Raw genomic sequence first — 18998 nt, 5'->3', positions numbered from 1 at the left:
TTGCTTGTTCACCTCCTTTCAGACTCCTATTTTTTGGGGGTAAGCAATACCTTTACACGCACCTGTTCTTCGGTTTCGGGCAGGGTGACCGTCAGCCCTTCGGCATCATAGTTGTCATAGGGCTTGTCGTCTATGTAACATTCCGTAATGCTGATGCTACCCTCGGGCAGGATGTCGGGCGATACGCGCAGCACGCCATTCTCAAAAGCGTTGGGGTAGGGCTTGAAATAAAAATAGGTGGGGGTCTTGGTGATGAGCAGATTGACATATACCGTCGACAGGAAGCAGAGCTCCATGCTATGGTAGGCACTCATGGAGTGACTGCCCTTGAAGCGCTCCGTTCCCAGCAGGTAGGGCATGCCGTTGGCGAAGACATTGAAATAAACCCCGCCATCGTCAGTATCCAGGAAGAAGGCGTTGTAGAAAGCCGCCGCTTCACGGGCGTGTTTCAGGTACTCCTCCTTACCATCGATCCCGTGCAGAATCATATAAGCCAGAATAGCCTGCTCCTGCTGCCACCATGCCTTGCGGTCGTGCCATACGAACTGATGGTGGCCATTGGTTTTATTTACACGCTCCACTACATCGTACCAGCCACCACGTTGCCGGTCAGAACCCGCGTCAGGCATGATCTCGGCGATTTTCTCGGCAAACTCCTGATACGAATCCTTGAATTTCAGCGACTGCATCCGCATGAGGTTCCAGGCGATTTTTAGGTTGTGACCCGCTACGGCGCGGTTCTGCTGCCAGCCCCAGCTTTGGTCCTTGCTCCAATCGTCGAAAAATTTTTCCTGTACAAACGGACTGTTCTCGTAATCGGGGAAATATTTGGTGATCGTGTCGAAGGTATATTCCAGAAAATCGGCGTGGGCTTTTTCGCCCGTTGCCAGGTACAGGTTAATCAGGTAGGCCGGTGCGTGGTCCCCCACGGAATTCCAATTTTTGCGAGCCATATTATGGGCCAGCGACTCTTCTTTGGCACTCAGGGAAATAGGATGGATGTGCGAGTAGTACCCTTCCCCGTCATGATCCTTATAGTATTTCTCAAAAAGGTCGAGGGTCTTGTCGATGTCGTAACGGATGCGGGCGTCACCCGTGAGGCGGTAGGTTTGAGTCGGTCCGGCGAGGGCATAAATCTGCTCGTACATCGGGATCGAGTCCAGGTCATCGCCAAATTCGGACGTAAGCAGTTTGGTTTCCTTCTGGCCCTCCACTTTCAGTCCGTGGTACCAGTAAATCAGATCGTCGTCCTGGTCGAAAAACCGCAGGTGGTCGCGAAGGTACTCGGTACCCAATTCGGCCCCTTCCAGAAATTCATCTTGCCCCGTGAGCATATAGGCCGACGCCAGGCCATAGACCATGCGGGAAATCGTGTCGGTTTCCTGCAGATAATCACCATGCTTGGTTCCCGCCAGATTCAGCATGGTACGGTAGTTTTTATAATTGATGCGCTCCTTGGGATAATCGAATTGCCATTTGAGATAGCTCGTGCCCAGCGACCGGATCTGTTCGATCCACCAGTTTGGCTCCTCGTGGCGATACTGGCCCGCTTCGTGGCCGGGGAATATCATCCACTGGCCTTCGAATACATTATCCTCTTCCTGTTCGCCGGGATAGAAAGTACCGTACACAAACACGTGCTGTCCTTTACTGGACAGGAGTTCATCCATCTTGCCCGAAGCATCCTGGTACGATTCGGTCAGATTACGCGTGAATCGGGCATAAAGTGAGGGAGTCATATTGATCTTGAATGACCGTCCATCCGACGTTTCAAGGGTAAACCATTTATCCTGAGGCTGATACTCCGTCACGTAACCCGCGATGGTATCCGAAAAGGTGAAGTCGATTTTCATTCTGCGTTTTGATTAAGGGTTGAAAATGAGTTTTTCATAACATCGGGTAAACTAACATATCTGTGTCGGCCTGCATCAGGCCAGTTCGGGCTGATCCTTATAGCCTTGTGATATTTCCACAATATTGCCTTCGGGGTCTTTGATCCAGACCGTCTTCCAGCCGGGAATAAAATCCTCGAAGCGCAAGGGACCGAGCGTGATCTGTGCATCGTCGCCCATCTCGGCCAGTTTGGCATCCACATCGTCTACCTGGAAGGCGATGTGCCGCAGGCCCGGATAGTGCGGGCCATCGGCACCGGCCATGGGGTAAGGACGCTGTTCTTCGGGCGGAAATACTTCCAGATAGAAATCGTCGGCATTTTTCAGAAAAACCAGTTCAGCATCATCCCCTAGATCAATAACCCGAGCCCGGTGAAAACCAAAGTACCGGGCATAGAATGCCTCGAACGTAGGCATATCTTTGACAGTGAGAGCGATGTGGAAAAATGGCGTCTTCATGGGTACGGCCTAGCGATCGGCTTCCGATAACATTTCGATGATTTTGCTGGCAAACAGGTGGGCATGACCACCCGAACGCCCGGTCACCAAGTCGCCATCGACTACTACATCTTGGTTGGTATACAGGGCTCCGTACGCTTTGGCATCGCCGATCAGGTTGTTGTGGCACACCAGTGGCCTTCCCCTGACCAGTTCGGTAGCGGGAGCCACCAGCCACAGGCCATGGCAAATGATGCCTTTCAAGATTTTCTTTTCGGCAAAAGCCCGTTTCAAAAATTCTGTCGCAGGAGGAATTTTCTCTACGTCTTCGGTATAGCGGAGCCGATCCGACACCATGCCGGAGGGTACGATGATGGCATCGTAGCTGCGCAGTTCTTCATCGGACATACCCTCGAAACTTTCGCGGCACTCCATGGGTGCGCGGTACTCATGCCCATGGAAGGTAATGCTCGGCTGCCCCCACAAGCGGCTCAGGAAGTGCAGTTCGGCTCCCTCCTCCGGAAAGCGGAATTTGTAGTAGAATATTTCATTCTCAAAATAATCCGCCTCAAACAAAACTCCGATTTTTTTACCTTTCAGTTTCATACCATTTGGTTCATTTAATATTAAAATACAGGAGGATTATTCACTTATTGTCGCACGCCAGGGGTACCTTATCAACTGCTCTCTACATTAACTTACTACCTGTCATAAACGGACATTAGAAACCGCTTGCTCAAAGCGTCAAAACGGCGCGTCGAATCAGAGTCTTGGCCAGATTGAAAAGATGACTGCCCAGAGTCAGCGAGGGATTGTAGAGTCTGAGCCGCTCTTCACCCAGCCGAAGCGTAGCTTCTTCGATTCCCCGGACGGTACATTCTTTCCCCGCCAGGGCCGCACTGACTCGATGCAGCGGGATAGGTACCGGCGTACAGCCCGATAGCACAATCCTTACTTCCTCAAGCGTATCGTCTGATTTGCGCGCCCAGGCCGCTACTCCGCACACGGCTTGTCCGGAACGCAGATAGCCGACCGACTGATAGCCGCTGCTGTACCGGCCCGCTTCGGCTAGATAGAAGCCTACAGGAGCCTCTCCGGGAGCCAGTCCCAGGCCCTCAGGGCTCATGTAATGGCCCGCAGAAATCTCCCTTTCCCCTCGGGGCCCTTGCACAATCAGCCTGGCATCCAATACCATCAGAGCCGCGGCCAGCCCCTGAAAGGCAGTCTCCCGTCCCAATATGGCACGCAGGTCTTTCAGCCGCTGGTTGTTGGGGGTAGCCACACTCCGGAGCGCCATATCCAGGGCGGGAAAATCCCGCACCATGGGGTGTCTTTGGAGAGTATCCATGGTAGCCATTATACCAATCAGTAGCCCCCCTCCTTCTCCACCACGGTTTCATCGGGCGAAAGGGTACGGGGTTTCTGGATCGAAATGGGTCGCATGCTAGCTCGCATGGGCATGAAGACTGCAGGCTGATGGGTAGGTTGGGGGACCGTCATTATAAAGTGGCGTTGCGAAAACCGTGAACGAAAAATCAAAAACAATTACTAGTCAATACCTACCTCATGTAGGTATACGTACAGTTTTTGATTTTTCGCCTTCGGCTTCGGGTAGAGAGGGATGACCTCCGTGTATAGAAAGTACCTGATACAAGGATAGTTATTGACCAATCCTTGTTCCTAGCGGATCATAGCGTCGATCAGACTCAAATCCAAACCAACATTCCTATAGTGTTTGCGGGCTAGCTCGAGCATGGTGAAACCATCGTCATAACCGACCATTTTGCCGTTTTCGACGTTGTCGATGTAGATAAGCCCAGCCGATACGACAAAAAAAGTGACCATTGGTTCGGGAGCATCTTCGGGTACAACCAGCGTATGGGCCTCACCCGCCGGCTCGTAGATGAAGGTACCAGGCTTGGCCACCCAGTCGTGCTCAAGGTAATGCCAGGTGCCGCGCAGGGTATATCCGTACACCGTGCTGATGTGGTAGTGTGCGGGGAGCTTGGCGCCGGGTGCTATTTTCAGAACATTCGTGAACCCGCCCGTGCTTACATTGAAACTGCACGCCTGGAACCAGGCACCATCCACGTAGGGAATCCACAGTTTTTCGTCGTCCAGGTTTGTGTGCGTTACGTACTCGTGGTGTTCACGCTGGCCCGGCTGGAGTCCGTCGGTAAAAAAACTGAATTCTTGAATTGGCATAACGATTTTTGTTTAAAAATTGAATAAAGAGATTGCTTTATGAAACTTGGACTGCCTTGCTCGCAATTGCCTCGGCCAGATCGGTATAGCCCAGAAAAGCGGCCAGTTCGGCGGGTGTGTTGCCATCATGGCCTTTGAGGTCGGTGCGTACGCCTGCCTCCAGTAGTACCTCCATGCAGTCGCCATGCCCGTGCCAGACCGAATCGTGGAGAGCCGTGTAGCCATTGTAAGGTCCCTGGGCGTCTACTTCCACGAGCCCCTGCTCCAGCAGAGCTTTCAGCGGGCCGGGGTGGCCAGCGTAGGCCGCCTTATGGAGCGGGGTAGCTTTCAATAGATAGTCAACAATCCGGGGGTTAGCTCCGGCCTGGATCAGCGCTTCTACGATATCCGTAAAGCCATTGAAGCAAGCCACCAGCAGAGGAGTCTGTCCGTCGTTTCCACTGCCTACCACCGGAGACTTTTGATTGACGTCCACGCCCGATTCTATCAATTCTTTTACTTTTTTCAGATCATTGGAGGCAACCGCCTGCATCAGGGCTTGTGATGCCACGGCTTCCTCCTCCTTGCTGCGGTACTCTTCCAGATATTCGCGGATCGATTTTCCCCAGGCCTCCTTTTCGGGATTGGTAAAGCCGGCAGTCCACAGTATATCGTCGCCGATAAAGTCAAAGGCAGTACCACCATAGTGAGTCCTGATGGAAGTAGCAGCGCCCCGCTCCAGTAGGTACTTGACCATCGCCGGTTTCTTGGACCAGATGGCGTCGATGAGGGGCGTGTGTCCTACCGTAGCCGATTGGTAATTGATGAACGCGCCGTGATCGAGCAGTATCCGGGCAACTTCCACTACGCCGCTTTGGGCTGCTTTGTGTAGTACCGACGCGCCTAGCGAGCTATCCACCGCAAAAATATCAGCCCCCGCTTCGAGTAGTTTTTCGGTCATCTGTACCAGGCCGAGGCCGGCGGATACCATCAGTAAGGTATAGGCCGTAGGGCCCCTCCGGTTGACATTGACCCCTTGCGCGATCAATTGGGTGGCAGTGGCGAGGTCATTTGCCTGGACGGCAGTCAACATACGAAGATCAGGAGCAAGTAAGGGGGTTTCTGTTTTCATAGAGAGTTTAGTTAAAAGTATTCCTAACAACCGACCCGATGGACCCGATCAATCGGAAGCCTGGCATCGGGTTTTGCGGTTTGCGGCTTTGAAATTGCAAATCGATTTATTGGCATGCCCCTGAAATTATGGTGAACCTGACAAATCCGGGGATGAAACCTTTTAGAAGCCTGCCCAACTTTATTCATATATCGGTGCCTGATTGTACAACTTGTTTTTTTAAGTTGTAATTTTAGGCTATCCGTTACAAAAAGACTCCGTTGACAAGCATCGTATAACATTTCGATGCTCAAGACCATTGGGACAATGACCGGCTTTCCGGCAGATTCGGGAGCCAAGTTCCAGCTAGCACACACCTGCACCGACCGAAATCCACCGCTCGGCCTACAATCTCTGGAGTTCGCATCCATTTTTAAATTATATGTAGTTAATTATATCATATTTGTTACAGGATAATAAGGATAGGTAGTCTTCAATTGACGGACCTATCTATGAGTTCAGATGTAGTTCATTATTGTGTTCCCTCAACGAAACTTCCTCTCCATGAAACCACTTCAACTCCTCCTGGTATCCCTTCGCCCAGACTGGTGCGAGTCACTTTCTAAATCATTATATAGCGCGGGATACGCTTATAAGATCAAAGAAGTAGGAAATAAGAAAGAAGCACTCAGAGCTTGTAACCAATCGAAGTACGATGCACTGATTACTTGTTGCTGTCTACCCGATGGGTCTCCTACCGATCTGGTACAGGTACTTGGGAATACCATGCCCTGTCTGGTAATTCGTGATGGATGCCCTGCTGGTACCGCCACCGATACGCCCTCTTTTTCCACCCTTGAGGTACAGCCGCCCCCCGCTACCCACCAGCCCAGGGCTTGGGTGGGATTGGTGGAAAATACCATTCGCCGGTGGGAAAATGCCATGGCCGCTCAACTCGATAAGCAAACGGGCAACCAGCGTAAACTCTACGATAAAGCTGCGAATCTATGTGCCAATGAGTTACAAAATATTTCAAATAATACTCCCGAAAACGTACTGGAAATCATTCTGGAGGTACTAGAAGTAAGTCGGGTTTACATCCGTGACACCATCTCCGAGAATTTCCGCGCCTCCCCGTTTGTGCATGAAGTGACAGCTTCCGGTCAAATGCCCGACCTGGGTCCCTATCGTTCGGTGTATGAGGTGGCGCTCTCAGAATCCGATGGCTCGAAACGCTACCTGGGCGTAGAAGACACCATCACTCCCCGTACCTGGAACAAGGGTGAGGCCGAACTCCTGAGTACCGTAGCTACCCTACTTAAAGCCAGCCATGAACATAAAACCCGATCCGGCACCAGCTGGCTGCATGGACTTATGGGGAGCAATTCAGTGTCTATGGCCTCCTAGTTTTCTGCATAACTGATCGGTATCGACCGCCTGGGAGATGATATGACAACACCGCGCTACTTTGGGATTCGGGACTTATGGCGCTTCTGTATAGTCATTAGCCTGATTGTGAACTTGCCTCAGCTTCTGACATTCGCTTGGGAGCCCCGGCTTTCGCCTGCCTTGTACCAAACCGGATCGCTGGCGCTGGTCTGCCAGTTTGTGAGTAGCTTTCTGTTCGGAATGACCCTGGCTCTGCTCGATCTGGAATCGGTCCAGAACTCCATGAAGTGGTACCTCAGGCAAAGACCAGCTACCCGGTGGGTCATTCGGATCGCAGTGCTGCTGGTCCTGACCGAGTTGTTTTTCCAGTTTCAACTCTTAGTTACCGGGCCCGTACGCGAAAACTCGCTGTTGCACCTTACCTACTTTGTGCGTCACTCGGTGATCGTAGCTGCTATTCGGGGATTTCGGTATTTTATTGACATCATGCATAAGGTCAATCGGATAAATATTGAAAACGAACAGTTGAAAAGGCTGCAGATCAAGCACCAGCTGGACGTCCTGAACAATCAGCTCAATCCTCATTTTCTGTTCAATGCCCTGAATATCCTCAACGTTTCGATCATGACTGACCCGGGTAAGGCACAGACAATCGTTCATAACCTGTCGGACATCCTACGCTACAACCTGAAAATCCAAAACCAGAATCTGGTTTGTCTCGCGGAGGAGCTGGAGGTAGCCCATTCGTTCCTGGGATTATATAAGGCCCGTTTTGGCAATAAGTTGATGTTTACTTTCGAAAATACCGAGTTACGCAAAAAATGGTATGTGGTACCCCTGGCGCTGCAGCTCCTCATCGAGAATGCCATCAAGCATAATGTCATTACTTCCGACCATGTGCTGCATCTCAACGTGCTGGTTGACGAAGAGGCGGGACAGCTGACGATCTCGAATTCAATCCATCGTAAAACCCACACGGACGGTCTGGGAATCGGCCTGAGCAATCTGGATAAACGCTATGAACTCATTACCGGCCAAACCACGACCCAAACAGAGGATGCCCGGCACTTTACCGTAATGATACCGCTTGTAGAATCACCATGACCAACCTAGTAATCATAGAAGACGAAGAACCAGCCGGACATTACCTGCGGGATCTGGTGCAGCAAATAATTCCCCAGGCCAAGGTACTGGCAATTCTGGAAAGTGTGGAACAGTCGGTAGCCTGGCTCACGAGCCATCCGGCCCCTGACCTCATTTTTCTGGATGTGCAGTTGGGTGATGGTACCTGCTTCGACATTTTCGAACATACGTCTGTGCAGAGCCCGGTAATTTTCACGACGGCCCACGATGAATACGCGATCAATGCTTTCAGACTGAATAGCGTAGATTACCTATTAAAACCCATAAAGCCCACTGCCCTGCATCGCAGTCTGGATAAATTTCTCCATACCAAGGGGGAAAATCTGAAAGAAAAAGTGAAATCGCTGGAAGATATCATCCATGGCCAGCTGCTGCATAAGAAACCTGTCCGCCGGAACTTCCTGGTACCTTACCGCGATAAGCTGATCCCGATCCGGGACGATGAGTTCGCCTGGTTCACGATTCGGAACGGCGTAGTGGAGGGTACCCTGAGCGATGCCCGCAATTATGCCCTCGACAAACCGCTGGAAGAACTGGATAATATGCTCGATCCGAATCGTTTTTTTCGGGCCAACCGACAGTTTATCGTGGCCCGGGACAGCATCCGGGAAATCGAGTTTTATTTCAATGGCCGTCTGCTGATCAGAGTGTCCCCCGCTTCGCCCCAACCAATCCTGATCAGCAAGGAGCGGGTACCTACGTTCAAAAGCTGGTTTGAGGAAAACTAGGTACCTCCCTCATTCATGCCACTCAAATCCGGCAACGGACTCACCGAAGTCCAGCCGCCGTCGACCACCAGGCTTTGTCCGGTGATGTGCCCCGACAGGGGCGACAGCAGAAACAACGCCGCATGGGCGATGTCTTCCCGAATCGCCGGACGCCCTGTGGGCGTGATTGCCGACCATACCTTGGCGTAGGTCGGGTCTTCCTGCAAGGTGCGCTCGGTCAGGGTGGCGCCGGGCGCTACGGCATTGATCGTGATATTGTGGGGTGATAGCTCCAGCACCAGATTTTTGGCCAGCATTTCCAGTCCGGCCTTGGTCATGGCGTAGGCAGCCAGATACTCATGCGCCTGATGACCCACTACTGACGACATGAGCAGGATGCGTCCGCCGGTCCGCTGGCCGCCCGAATCCTGATGCCGCATCTGTCGGGCTGCTGCCTGGGCCAGCAAAAACGATCCAACCAGATTGGTTTCGAGTACCCGGCGCAAATCGGCCGCCGGGTACTCGAAAAAATCACCAAACAGCGTGATGCCCGCATTGGCTACGGCAATGGTAAGCTTGCCAAAATGCTCTACGGACTGCTGTACCATTTCAGCAATGACCTCCTCATCCGAGGCATCGCCGGCTACGGCCACACATCGGCCGCCTTCTTTTTGAATGGATGAGGCTGCTTCTTCGGCAAGGGCACCATGCAAATCGTTGAGTACTACGCCTGCACCCTGTAAAGCCAGTTGCCGGGCTATCTCAAAGCCTATCCCTTGCGCGGCACCCGTCACGATGGCCACCTGATCGGCAAAAAGTTTATCAGTCATTCTTTTGGATTCTGGATTCTGCGAAAAATGGGTTTAGGAATCAATCTACTCTCACCTCACTACACATATCCTGTACTTTGTGCCTTTGCCCTTTAATGCCCTGTTCCTCAAAAATCAATGCGAATCACGCGTCACCTTGTCGCCTGAACCACCGCGCAGGAAATCCATATCCGCCCCTTCGTGAGCTTGCAACACGTGGTTGATATGCAGGTTAACGTACCCCCGGTTGTAGCCCAATTCCAGTGGTTTCCAATCGACACGGCGTTTTTCCAGTTCTTCGTCCGAAACATCCAGGTGCAGGCGGCGGTTGGCCACGTCAAGCTCGATCATATCCCCATCCTGCACCAGCGCCAGGGTACCCCCTACCGCCGCTTCGGGCGACACGTGCAGCACTACCGTACCGAAGCCAGTACCGCTCATGCGACCATCGGAGATACGTACCATGTCCATCACGCCCTTTTCCAGCAATCGCTTGGGTATGCCCATATTGCCCACCTCGGGCATACCGGGGTACCCTTTCGGACCTACATTTTTCAGCACCATTACGGTGTTTTCGTCAATATCCAGGTCAGGATCGTCCAGCCGGGCTTTGTAATGGTCGATGTCTTCAAAAACCAAAGCCGGACCCCGATGCTGCAGCAATTCGGGTTTCAGCGAAGCCGATGGTTTGAGTACGGCTCCATTCACGGCCAGATTTCCTTTCACCACCACTAATCCGGTCAGTTCCTTCACGGGTTTTTCCAGGGTACCTATTACTTCGGGATCGAAGCATTCGGCCGACGAACTGTTTTCCTGCATCGTTTTGCCATTTGCCGTGATTACACCGCCGTGCAGGCGTGACATAAGCTCTTTTATGACCACGGGTAAGCCGCCCGCGTAGTAAAAGTCTTCCATAAAGTACCCCCCGAAGGTTGCAGATTGGCCAGCAACGGGATATCGGCCGACAGGTGGTCGAAGTCGTCCAGTTTCAGGTCTACCCCGATGCGGCCGGCGATGGCCAGCAGGTGAATCACGAAATTGGTAGATCCCCCGATGGCGGCGTTGATCTTGATAGCATTCTCGAAGGCCTCGCGAGTCAGTATTTGCGACAGGCGCAAATCTTCCTTCACCATGTCCACGATGCGGCGGCCCGACAAATGGGCGGCTACCTTACGGCGCGAGTCGGCCGCGGGGATAGCGGCATTTTCGGGAAGAGTGAGGCCAAGTGACTCGACCATACAGGCCATAGTGGAGGCTGTGCCCATCACGGCGCAGTGGCCCGCGCTTCGACACATGCAGGCTTCGGCGGTACTGAGCTCGTCTTGCGACATTTGCCCTTGCCGGTAGGCTTCACTGAACCGCCAGATATCGCTGGTGCCGATGCTCTTGCCCCGGTAACGGCCCGTGAGCATGGGCCCTCCTGATACCACGATGGTGGGAATGTCAACGCTGCATGCACCCATCACCAGTGAGGGGGTAGTTTTGTCGCAGCCGCACAGCAGTACGACCCCGTCGATGGGATTGGCCCGGATGGATTCCTCCACATCCATACTCGCCAGATTGCGGTAGAGCATGGCGGTGGGTTTGATGAGTGTTTCGCCGAGCGACATCACCGGGAATTCCAGCGGAAATCCACCCGCTTCCCACACGCCACGCTTGACCGACTCGGCCAGTTCGCGGAAATGGCCGTTGCAGGGCGTGAGCTCCGAAAAGGTATTGCAAATGCCAATGACGGGTCGGCCTTCAAATTCGTCGGCGGGGTACCCCTGGTTTTTCATCCAGGCGCGGTAAATGAAACCATCCTTCCCTTCTTTGCCAAACCAGCCCCGGCTGCGTAATTCTTTTTTATCCATGAGTATTATTGGGTTCTTTTTCGTAGATCAACTAAGAAGGCAAAGGTACTTTGGACCGAATTATAATGGCCGTCCGTAGCAGGACTTTTGTTTAAAAAACATTTCCGGACTAAAAAAATGGCTTATCTGCCAAATATGCCGCCCCGAAATACAGTTTATTAGAAGTATCTTGCATTTGATTTTTAGGGACAGGACTGCCCCCGCTTACCAAGTCGAGTACCGTGACTTTATTCCAAACCATGTCTGATTTGATTACAGCTTTCCGCAAAACCTCCGGTCTACTCATCGCCACCCTGGCCTGTATGCTCGCCCCTCCGCTTTCCGCCCAACCCGCTACCGACGCCTTTCTTGAAAAAATACTGCAGCAGCATCCCGACTGGTTTGGCGACCTCCTCAAAAATCCGGACGCGCACGGCGTGCAGATCGTATACACCAAAATAGACCGCAACCGCAAGAACGAGCCGCATTTTACTACCTACCGCTACAATGTAGACCGCAACAGGTACTTCTACCCGGCCAGCACGGTCAAGCTGCCCGCCGTATTGCTGGCTTTGGAAAAGATCAATCAACTGAATATTCCGGGACTGGATAAATACACCCCCATGTTCACTGAGGCCGGGCGTCTCGAGCAAACTTCCGTTACTTCTGACTCGACCTCCGAAAGCGGACTACCCTCCGTGGCCCACTACGCAAAGAAAATCCTGCTGGCCAGCGACAACGATGCTTTCAACCGGCTGTATGAATTCATTGGTCAAGAAGACTTCAACCGTAAACTCCACGAAAAGGGGTACCTCAATGTACGCATCCGGCACCGCCTGGAGCTACCCATGAGTACGGAGAACAACCGCTATACGAATCCCGTCCGTTTTGAGAAAGATGGCAGGGTACTTTATCATCAGCCGATGGCCTACGCCGAAAAAGTCGAAGACGTCGCGTCGCCTATTCGAATGGGAAAGGGGTACCTTAAGAATGGCGAGCTGGTGAACGAACCCTTTGATTTTACCGAGAAGAATTTCTTTGCCCTGGAAGATCAGCACAAGCTGCTCAAGGCTATCTTTTTTCCTGAAAGTCTCCCACCCCACGAACGGTTCGACCTGCGGCCTGACGATTATGCGTTCCTGTACCGGTATATGTCGCAGCTACCCATGGAAACCAGCTACCCCACGCACTATTCGGACGATTACTACGACAGCTATGTGAAGTTTTTCCTATTCGGCGACAGCAAAAAGCGAATGCCCCGCAACATTCGCCTGTTCAATAAGGTAGGTGATGCCTACGGCTTCATGCTGGACAATGCCTACATTGTGGATTTTGAGCGGGGCGTGGAGTTCATGCTAACGGCAGTGATTTATGCCAACGAAAATGAGATCTTCAACGATAATACCTACGAATACGAAACCGTCAGCTTCCCGTTCATGTCGCATTTGGGAAAGGCAATTTTCGACTATGAGATCAACCGAAAAAGGCACGGCCGACCAGATTTGAGCCGTTATGAAGTGGAATATGATAAATAAAACTGACCTTGCCTAGAATGAGTGGCATTCACTCGTTCACAATGCGCCAGGGGCGGCAATAAATCAGGTTATACACATGACCGGCAATGAGAAGGCCCGAACCGAGGTACCCCAGCGTCCGGAAAGCCGGAAAATAGTTTTCCAGGATCAGCGAAACGGAAAATAACAGGAAAGCGCTCCACAGAAAAAGCCGAAGCAGGGGGTTACGATGCTCACGGGTGGCAAAGTAGACTGCTACGCCGTTTATAAGAATGAAAAAATAATCGAGGTCAATTACACCTATCGTATGGCTGTGCGCCGTGAGCGAAGTACCCAGCGCCAAAACGGGAGTAATAAGGCAGTGAATCAGGCAAAGTACCGAACCCGCAATGCCCATGTAGTCGGCTTTGCTGTGAGAATGTCCGGTAGGTACGCTGGAATCGGTTTTCATACTTATTGCAATAGTGATGCAAAAATAATCGGAAACTTTATGATTTGCAACACTGTTGCATAATAAATCGTTCACAGAGCAGGATTGAAAAAAGTACCGTACCTTTACTGCCTGATCCTGCCCATCATACCGCTCAACACCCATGGAACAGTTTGTCAGCTCTACCCTCAAAGATCACAAACTTCGCACGACTTCCTGCCGCGAGGACGTACTGGAGACTTTTGTGAACCGTGAAATGGCGCTTTCGCACGGAGATTTGGAAAGTGCCCTGGGCGAACGTTTCGACCGGGTGACAATCTACCGTACTCTGAAGACCTTCCTGGAGAAAGGTATAATTCACAAAGTGCTCGACGACGAAGGTACCCGTTACGCCCTGTGCCGGGAGCGCTGCACCGAACATGACCACCACCACGATCACGTCCATTTCAAGTGCAATCTATGCGGACAAACCAACTGTCTTGAAAACCTGCACGTGCCGGCCGTCAAGCTACCCGAGGGTTACCGGGTGGAAGAAGTCAATTTGCTGATTCAGGGACTTTGTGCGGCCTGCTCAATTTCGGATGAGTGAATGAGGAAATAAAGTACGCTTCATCCCCTCATTCCAAATCAATTAATCTACTTCACTACCAAGTTAAAATTCAAATTCACATCATCGCTGCCGGGACCGGCGGTACCGTCTTTCATGATTTTATCACTAATGGGAGGCTGATGGCGTAACTGTACGCGCAGGGTACCCGTTCCGGCGGCTCCGGTTTTGACCGTACCGACCAGGCCGATCGGCAGATTACGGGCATCTTTATCACCATAGGTGTACGTCAGCAGGGATGCGGGGGTAGGCGTAAACACAAAAAGATGCTCATCAGCCTTTTCCTGCACTTCCTCAGTAATGTCATCCGCTGGATTTTTGCTTTCGTCCAGCACGGTCACTTTCAGTACGTACTCCGTATTTGCCAGCAGCGAGATGGTATCGAACTTCGTGGGTGGATTACCGCCATCCCCGTCAATATCGCGGTAGGTGAAGGTTTGATCACCCGTAAAGATAAGGGTTGGGGAAAATTGCAATTGAACAGTAGTAATTAATTCATTCTCATCGTCGGGTTCCACGTCGGAGGCCGATTTACACTGCGCTAGCAGAAAAGTCAGCCCGATTAGCATTGCTGGAATCCATTTGTTTTTCATAGCCATACCTGAGTCATGATTTTAGAGTAAACGATTGATTTAAAAATTGTTTATTTTCCAAAAACATAGCGGACGCGCAGGGACACATTGCGCCCCATGTCATCGGCGTAGTAGCGGAAGCGGTTGAGGTAATCGCGGTAGGCCGTATCCAAGATGTTATCTACGGTAAAGGTGAGTTCCAATTCCCGTTTTTCTGCCAGGGGCAGAGTACCACTTGCCTGCACGCTCCACAGGGAGTAGCCCGCGGGCGGGGGGCGAAATCGCTCGCCGGGGGTACCCGTCGCTGCTCTCCTACCCAACGATTGGATAACGATACGGCCATTTTGCGCCAAGTACCTACCTCCTGCCAAGTGGATTTCAGTTGATTCTCCCAACGATTGGCGGGAATATTGACCAGGTACGAATCATTCCGTACATCATTCACCCGCAGGTAGGTCATCTTACTTCCCCACGAAATATGCCTGCCCAGTTTCCAATCCACATTGGCGTCGATTCCTTTGAAAGTTGCGTCAGTTTGGGTGTACCTGAAGTAGGGAAAGGCTCCGCGTACGGTTAGGATGGGTTCGGCCTGGGGTTTGAGGTAGATGTAGTCCCGGACGTAATTATAATAACCACCTACCTCGAAAGTCAGCTTTTCATTGGCGTACCGGATACTGCCAATGGCGTTGCGTGCTTTTTCGGGCACCAGGGTAGGATCACCTTCTTCATAGGCCGCTGCCCCGTGGTGGACCCCATTACTGAACAATTCACTCACATTGGGCGCCCGCCAGGCCGTACCCAGGTTGAGTCGCACCGACCAGCGGTCGTTCAGATTACGCCCTGCGCCCAGGGTGCCCGAGGCATTGTGAAAATTAAAAACATTCGTCTGTTTTTCCCGGCTGACGATCCGGTAGGTAGTGAGTTGTCGGTAATCGTAGCGTAGCCCGGCTTCCAGCTCCCAGCCGTTGTGTACCAGGCGCTCAATGGCGAACAGACCCACGTTCCATTGATCGAAGTTCGGAATAAGGGGACGCCCATTCATCACGTTGTACTGGTACAGGGTACTCACGCCGATTTGCCCGGTAAACTTTTGGGCCAACGGCTTATGATCCCAGAGAATGTCATTCGTCAAAGTAGTGAGGCGAAATGAAAGTTCGGGATGGTTGAGGGCGGCCAGGGAATCATTGCGGGGGCATGTAGGTCATACTCCAGACGATTGTCGTACTGAAATGCCGACACCCATTTCAGGCGATTACCATCCGGAAAATGGTAATGTACCTCACCTTTGAGCAAATTATGTTTAACCTGCTGATAGGGGCGATTGATCGCATAGCTGAAATCGGATTTGACCAGCGGCTCACCGCTGTTGATGACATTGAGCAAATCCGTCACGCTTCCGATATGTGAACCCGAAAAAATCCCAATTCTGGTAGCAAAATGACTGTAAAACACTTCAACACCGAACCCTTTTTTGCGATACCCTGCCGCCAGCGAGTAGTTGCGTTCTGAGATACCGGTGTTATCCAGGAAATAACGGGGCGTTCGAATATTTCCACCCCGCTTGAGGGTACCCTGCGCGCGCCAGCCGAAACCGCCGAGGCCTTTTATGCCCCCCTGTAGCGTTGCCGATCCTGCTCCCTGCCGTCCGTTAGAAAATCCCGCCGCGTTGACTTCCCCACTAAGGGGCTTGTTGATGGGTAGCTCTTCGGGTTCAACCAGAATTACCCCACCAATGGCATCGGAGCCGTAGCGTACTCCCGCTGCCCCTTTCACCACTGACAACCGTGTGGCTACGAATGGGTCTATCTCGGGTGCATGTTCCGATCCCCACTGCTGTCCCTCCTGCCGAACCCCATTGTTCATGATCAAAACCCGGTTGCTATGCATACCATGAATGACGGGCTTGGCGATGGATGAGCCGGTTTGCAGGGTTGTGATACCGGTAATGCCCTGCAGGCTTTCACCCAGGGACTGACCCCGCGTTTGCGCCAGATCGCTGCCGGTAAGCGTAGCAAGTGGTTGCGTGACGGGTGCGTCGGTACGATGGGCGGTAATTTCGACGTCCTCCAGATGAATTTCCTCTTCGGCAAGCGAAAAATTCTCTTCGTGCCCCTCCACCAGATTAACCGTATCGCGCCGGGATTGGTACCCCACAATCCGGCATTCTATTTCGTACCGACCTGGGCAAAGATTAGTAAACTCGTAGCGCCCATCGGCATCAGTGAAAATGCCCTGATTGGATTTCACCAGCAACAACGTAGCCCCCACGATCGGTTGCCCCGTGTGATCGTCGCGCACCACACCTCTGATAAAGCAATGACAATCGGCATTTTGGGCGAGCCCGTCCGTTGCAAAGAACCCTTCGCAACTAATGAAAAGACAAAATAGAATCAGTAGCCGATGCATAGCGCTTCTTTTTTCGGATGTGGCCGTAGGCTTAATGCCACATTGTTGCAAATATAGATCAAATGCAACCTTGTTGCAAATGGTTAGATAAACTTCTTTCCATGCTGCTACACTTTCACAGTTTAGTACCTTTGCCCGCTGTACCAGGACAAGGTTGCCCAAGCATGAACTACATTTTTTTGATTAAAATAACCCTTATGCCTCTGTTGATTGCAGGGGTTACGCTGAGTGTGCGACGGTGGGGAGCAGGATTAGGAGGATGGATAGGCGGCTTTCCGTGGGTAGCAGGGCCCATTTCATTCTTTATGGCCTGGGAGCAGGGGGCGCCGTTTGCCGCCGCTACGATTCCGGGAGCCCTCATGGGAGCGCTGGGTACCTTTCTATTTGCATTTTCGTATGCTACTCTCTCCACCCGTTGGTGGTGGCTGCCCACCGTGCTAGTGAGCTACGGAGTCTTTTTTGTCGTAGCAGTAGTGGCCTTTTATTTCACCCCTACCCTACCCTGGGGCATTCTGATTTCGGTTTCTGTACTGGCAGCCGTGCTGTATTACTTTCCAAAACCAGCTCAGGCTGCCGCCGTTACACGTCAGCCTCGCTACGACATCCCACTCCGCATGCTGGTGGCGACGTTGTTCGTGCTCATACTTACCCAGGCTGCCGAAAGACTTGGGCCGGAATGGAGCGGCTTGCTGACACCTTTTCCTATCATGACTTCCACGCTGGCGGTCTTCACGCATGCGCAGCAGGGCTCCACGGCCACCATACGCATCATGTACGGCCTCCTACTGACAGGTTTTGGCTTTCTCACATTTCTGGTCGGGGTACATTGGATAGTACCTTTGTTCCCCATCGGCTGGGCCTACCTGCTACTATTGGTGGTTACGCTCGTGCTTAATGGCATCACTCTGCGACTGATCCGCTGAGGACGGGCATTTCCACAATGGCTTTTATCACTCCCGATTCTGGTTTTAGAAGGGTAGGAAAACAATCGGGTAGTGCGTCAAACACCACACGGTGGGTGATCCAGGGAGTAGTGTCCATACGTCCGTTTTCGATGGCATTGATAATCGTACGGAAAGTATGGGAGGTAGCATTGCGACTGGCTAAGAGCGTTAGCTCTTTACGGTGAAAGGTAGGATCATGAAAGCTGACATCGCCCTGGAAAAGCCCTACAAAAACCAGCTTGCCGCCGTGGGCGCAGTAGTCAAAACATTTCATCATAGAATTGGGATTGCCCGTGGCATCGAACACTACCGTCGGCAAATCTCCCTGCAGCATATCCCGCAGCGCTTGGGTGGAGTCATCGGCCGCCAGTAGAGTGTGTCCGACGCCCATTTTTTCGCGACAAAACCGCAGGCGGTTCTCGTCACGGTCAGCTACCACGAGTGTGGCCCCGCTTCGTTTTACAAATTCCACCACCGAGAGTCCAATCGGACCTGCCCCTACCACCAGCACCAGATCGTCGGGTTTTAGCTCGGCCCGCTCTACGGCATGACCTCCAATAGCCAGCGTTTCCACCAAAGCAAGTTGTTCTTTTTTCAAGCGGTTGGAGGGATGTAGTTTTCCTGTGGGAATTTTCAGATATTCGACCATCCCCCCATCGGTATGCACACCCAGCACCCGTAGTTTCTCGCAGCAGTTGGTCAAGCCACGCCGGCATGCCTGGCATTCGCCACAATCCAGGTAGGGTTCTACGGCGCAAAAATCACCCACTTTCAACCCGTATGGGTCGCCTTGCAGGGCGAGTACCTCCACAGCAAGTTCATGGCCCAACACCCGGGGGTAGGTAAAAAAGGGCTGGTTGCCCCGGTAAGCGTGCAGGTCGGTACCACAAATTCCGATGCAGACTACCCTTACCAGGGCATGTCCATTCGCAAGGGTGGGGTCGAAAGGTACATCGGCAAACTCAAAATGGCCGGGTTGGTGCAGGGTAAGTGTTTTCAAAGCTCAATGAAATGAAGTAG

18 protein-coding genes and 1 pseudogene are annotated in these 18998 nt (G+C 52.2%); 6 read left to right on the top strand and 13 right to left on the bottom strand.

Going from position 1 to position 18998, the window contains the following annotated elements; genetic code table 11:
- Positions 1-26 precede the first annotated feature (26 nt).
- From GBK04_RS18680 to GBK04_RS18655, 6 genes are all read right to left on the bottom strand, one after another.
- A complete protein-coding gene (locus tag GBK04_RS18680; protein ID WP_152762263.1) occupies positions 27-1853 on the bottom strand; it encodes an AGE family epimerase/isomerase in 1827 nt (608 codons plus the stop codon).
- Positions 1854-1928: 75 nt separating this feature from the next.
- Positions 1929-2351, bottom strand: a complete 423-nt coding sequence (locus tag GBK04_RS18675; RefSeq protein ID WP_152762261.1) for a VOC family protein — start codon at positions 2349-2351, stop codon at positions 1929-1931.
- Positions 2352-2360: 9 nt separating this feature from the next.
- Positions 2361-2936 (bottom strand): DJ-1/PfpI family protein, encoded by a 576-nt coding sequence (locus GBK04_RS18670; protein ID WP_152762259.1) that lies wholly within the window; start codon positions 2934-2936, stop codon positions 2361-2363.
- Between the two features lie 130 nt (positions 2937-3066).
- Positions 3067-3687: an FAD binding domain-containing protein gene (locus GBK04_RS18665; RefSeq protein ID WP_152762258.1), complete on the bottom strand. Its 621-nt coding sequence runs from the start codon at positions 3685-3687 to the stop codon at positions 3067-3069.
- A gap of 323 nt (positions 3688-4010) precedes the next feature.
- On the bottom strand, positions 4011-4535 hold the full coding sequence (locus GBK04_RS18660) for a 2,4'-dihydroxyacetophenone dioxygenase family protein (protein WP_152762256.1): 525 nt from the start codon (positions 4533-4535) through the stop codon (positions 4011-4013).
- Positions 4536-4572: 37 nt separating this feature from the next.
- Complete coding sequence (locus GBK04_RS18655) at positions 4573-5646, bottom strand: ankyrin repeat domain-containing protein (RefSeq protein ID WP_152762254.1); 1074 nt, start codon at positions 5644-5646, stop codon at positions 4573-4575.
- Between the two features lie 543 nt (positions 5647-6189).
- Here GBK04_RS18655 and GBK04_RS18650 point away from each other — a divergent pair.
- From GBK04_RS18650 to GBK04_RS18640, 3 genes are read left to right on the top strand one after another with little or no spacing between them, the layout of a single operon-like run.
- Positions 6190-7032 (top strand): hypothetical protein, encoded by an 843-nt coding sequence (locus tag GBK04_RS18650; protein WP_152762252.1) that lies wholly within the window; start codon positions 6190-6192, stop codon positions 7030-7032.
- Positions 7033-7074: 42 nt separating this feature from the next.
- A complete protein-coding gene (locus tag GBK04_RS18645; RefSeq protein WP_152762250.1) occupies positions 7075-8118 on the top strand; it encodes a sensor histidine kinase in 1044 nt (347 codons plus the stop codon).
- Positions 8115-8885 carry a LytR/AlgR family response regulator transcription factor gene (locus GBK04_RS18640; protein WP_152762248.1) on the top strand — a complete coding sequence of 257 codons (771 nt, stop codon included), beginning with the start codon at positions 8115-8117 and terminating at the stop codon, positions 8883-8885. Before GBK04_RS18645 ends, GBK04_RS18640 begins: the two co-directional genes overlap by 4 nt.
- Here the strand turns inward: GBK04_RS18640 and GBK04_RS18635 are convergent.
- Both GBK04_RS18635 and GBK04_RS18630 read right to left on the bottom strand, forming a co-directional pair.
- Complete coding sequence (locus tag GBK04_RS18635) at positions 8882-9694, bottom strand: SDR family NAD(P)-dependent oxidoreductase (protein ID WP_152762246.1); 813 nt, start codon at positions 9692-9694, stop codon at positions 8882-8884. The two genes, GBK04_RS18640 and GBK04_RS18635, sit on opposite strands and share 4 nt — an antisense overlap.
- A gap of 114 nt (positions 9695-9808) precedes the next feature.
- Positions 9809-11526, bottom strand: a pseudogene (locus GBK04_RS18630) (IlvD/Edd family dehydratase).
- A gap of 239 nt (positions 11527-11765) precedes the next feature.
- Between GBK04_RS18630 and GBK04_RS18625 the strand changes: the two are divergent.
- The gene (locus tag GBK04_RS18625; RefSeq protein WP_152762244.1) at positions 11766-13040 is read left to right on the top strand and encodes a serine hydrolase; all 1275 of its coding nucleotides are present in this window, start codon (positions 11766-11768) and stop codon (positions 13038-13040) included.
- A 28-nt stretch (positions 13041-13068) separates the two neighbouring features.
- Here GBK04_RS18625 and GBK04_RS18620 read toward each other — a convergent pair whose 3' ends face one another.
- Complete coding sequence (locus tag GBK04_RS18620; RefSeq protein WP_152762242.1) at positions 13069-13470, bottom strand: MerC domain-containing protein; 402 nt, start codon at positions 13468-13470, stop codon at positions 13069-13071.
- A gap of 142 nt (positions 13471-13612) precedes the next feature.
- On the opposite strand from GBK04_RS18620, the gene GBK04_RS18615 reads away from it, so the two are divergent.
- Complete coding sequence (locus GBK04_RS18615) at positions 13613-14038, top strand: Fur family transcriptional regulator (RefSeq protein WP_152762240.1); 426 nt, start codon at positions 13613-13615, stop codon at positions 14036-14038.
- 47 nt (positions 14039-14085) lie between these two features.
- Here GBK04_RS18615 and GBK04_RS18610 read toward each other — a convergent pair whose 3' ends face one another.
- The 3 genes from GBK04_RS18610 to GBK04_RS30790 form a co-directional block, all read right to left on the bottom strand.
- On the bottom strand, positions 14086-14655 hold the full coding sequence (locus GBK04_RS18610) for a hypothetical protein (protein WP_152762238.1): 570 nt from the start codon (positions 14653-14655) through the stop codon (positions 14086-14088).
- 154 nt (positions 14656-14809) lie between these two features.
- On the bottom strand, positions 14810-15760 hold the full coding sequence (locus GBK04_RS30795) for a TonB-dependent receptor plug domain-containing protein (protein WP_373331115.1): 951 nt from the start codon (positions 15758-15760) through the stop codon (positions 14810-14812).
- Complete coding sequence (locus GBK04_RS30790; protein ID WP_373331114.1) at positions 15757-17034, bottom strand: TonB-dependent receptor plug domain-containing protein; 1278 nt, start codon at positions 17032-17034, stop codon at positions 15757-15759. The genes GBK04_RS30795 and GBK04_RS30790 overlap by 4 nt, the downstream gene beginning before the upstream one ends.
- Positions 17035-17231: 197 nt before the next feature.
- Here GBK04_RS30790 and GBK04_RS18600 point away from each other — a divergent pair, with 197 nt between their 5' ends.
- Positions 17232-17957 (top strand): hypothetical protein, encoded by a 726-nt coding sequence (locus GBK04_RS18600; RefSeq protein WP_373331113.1) that lies wholly within the window; start codon positions 17232-17234, stop codon positions 17955-17957.
- Here the strand turns inward: GBK04_RS18600 and GBK04_RS18595 are convergent.
- Entirely contained in the window at positions 17935-18978 is a 1044-nt protein-coding gene (locus GBK04_RS18595; protein WP_152762234.1) for a zinc-binding alcohol dehydrogenase family protein, read from the bottom strand. The two genes, GBK04_RS18600 and GBK04_RS18595, sit on opposite strands and share 23 nt — an antisense overlap.
- Between the last annotated feature and the right edge of the window lie 20 nt (positions 18979-18998).

The organism is Salmonirosea aquatica (genome assembly GCF_009296315.1).
In the GTDB taxonomy this organism is placed as follows: Bacteria; Bacteroidota; Bacteroidia; order Cytophagales; family Spirosomataceae; genus Salmonirosea; species Salmonirosea aquatica.
Note: the sequence above shows the minus strand (reverse complement) of the source record. Positions and strands in the feature narration are given on the sequence as shown.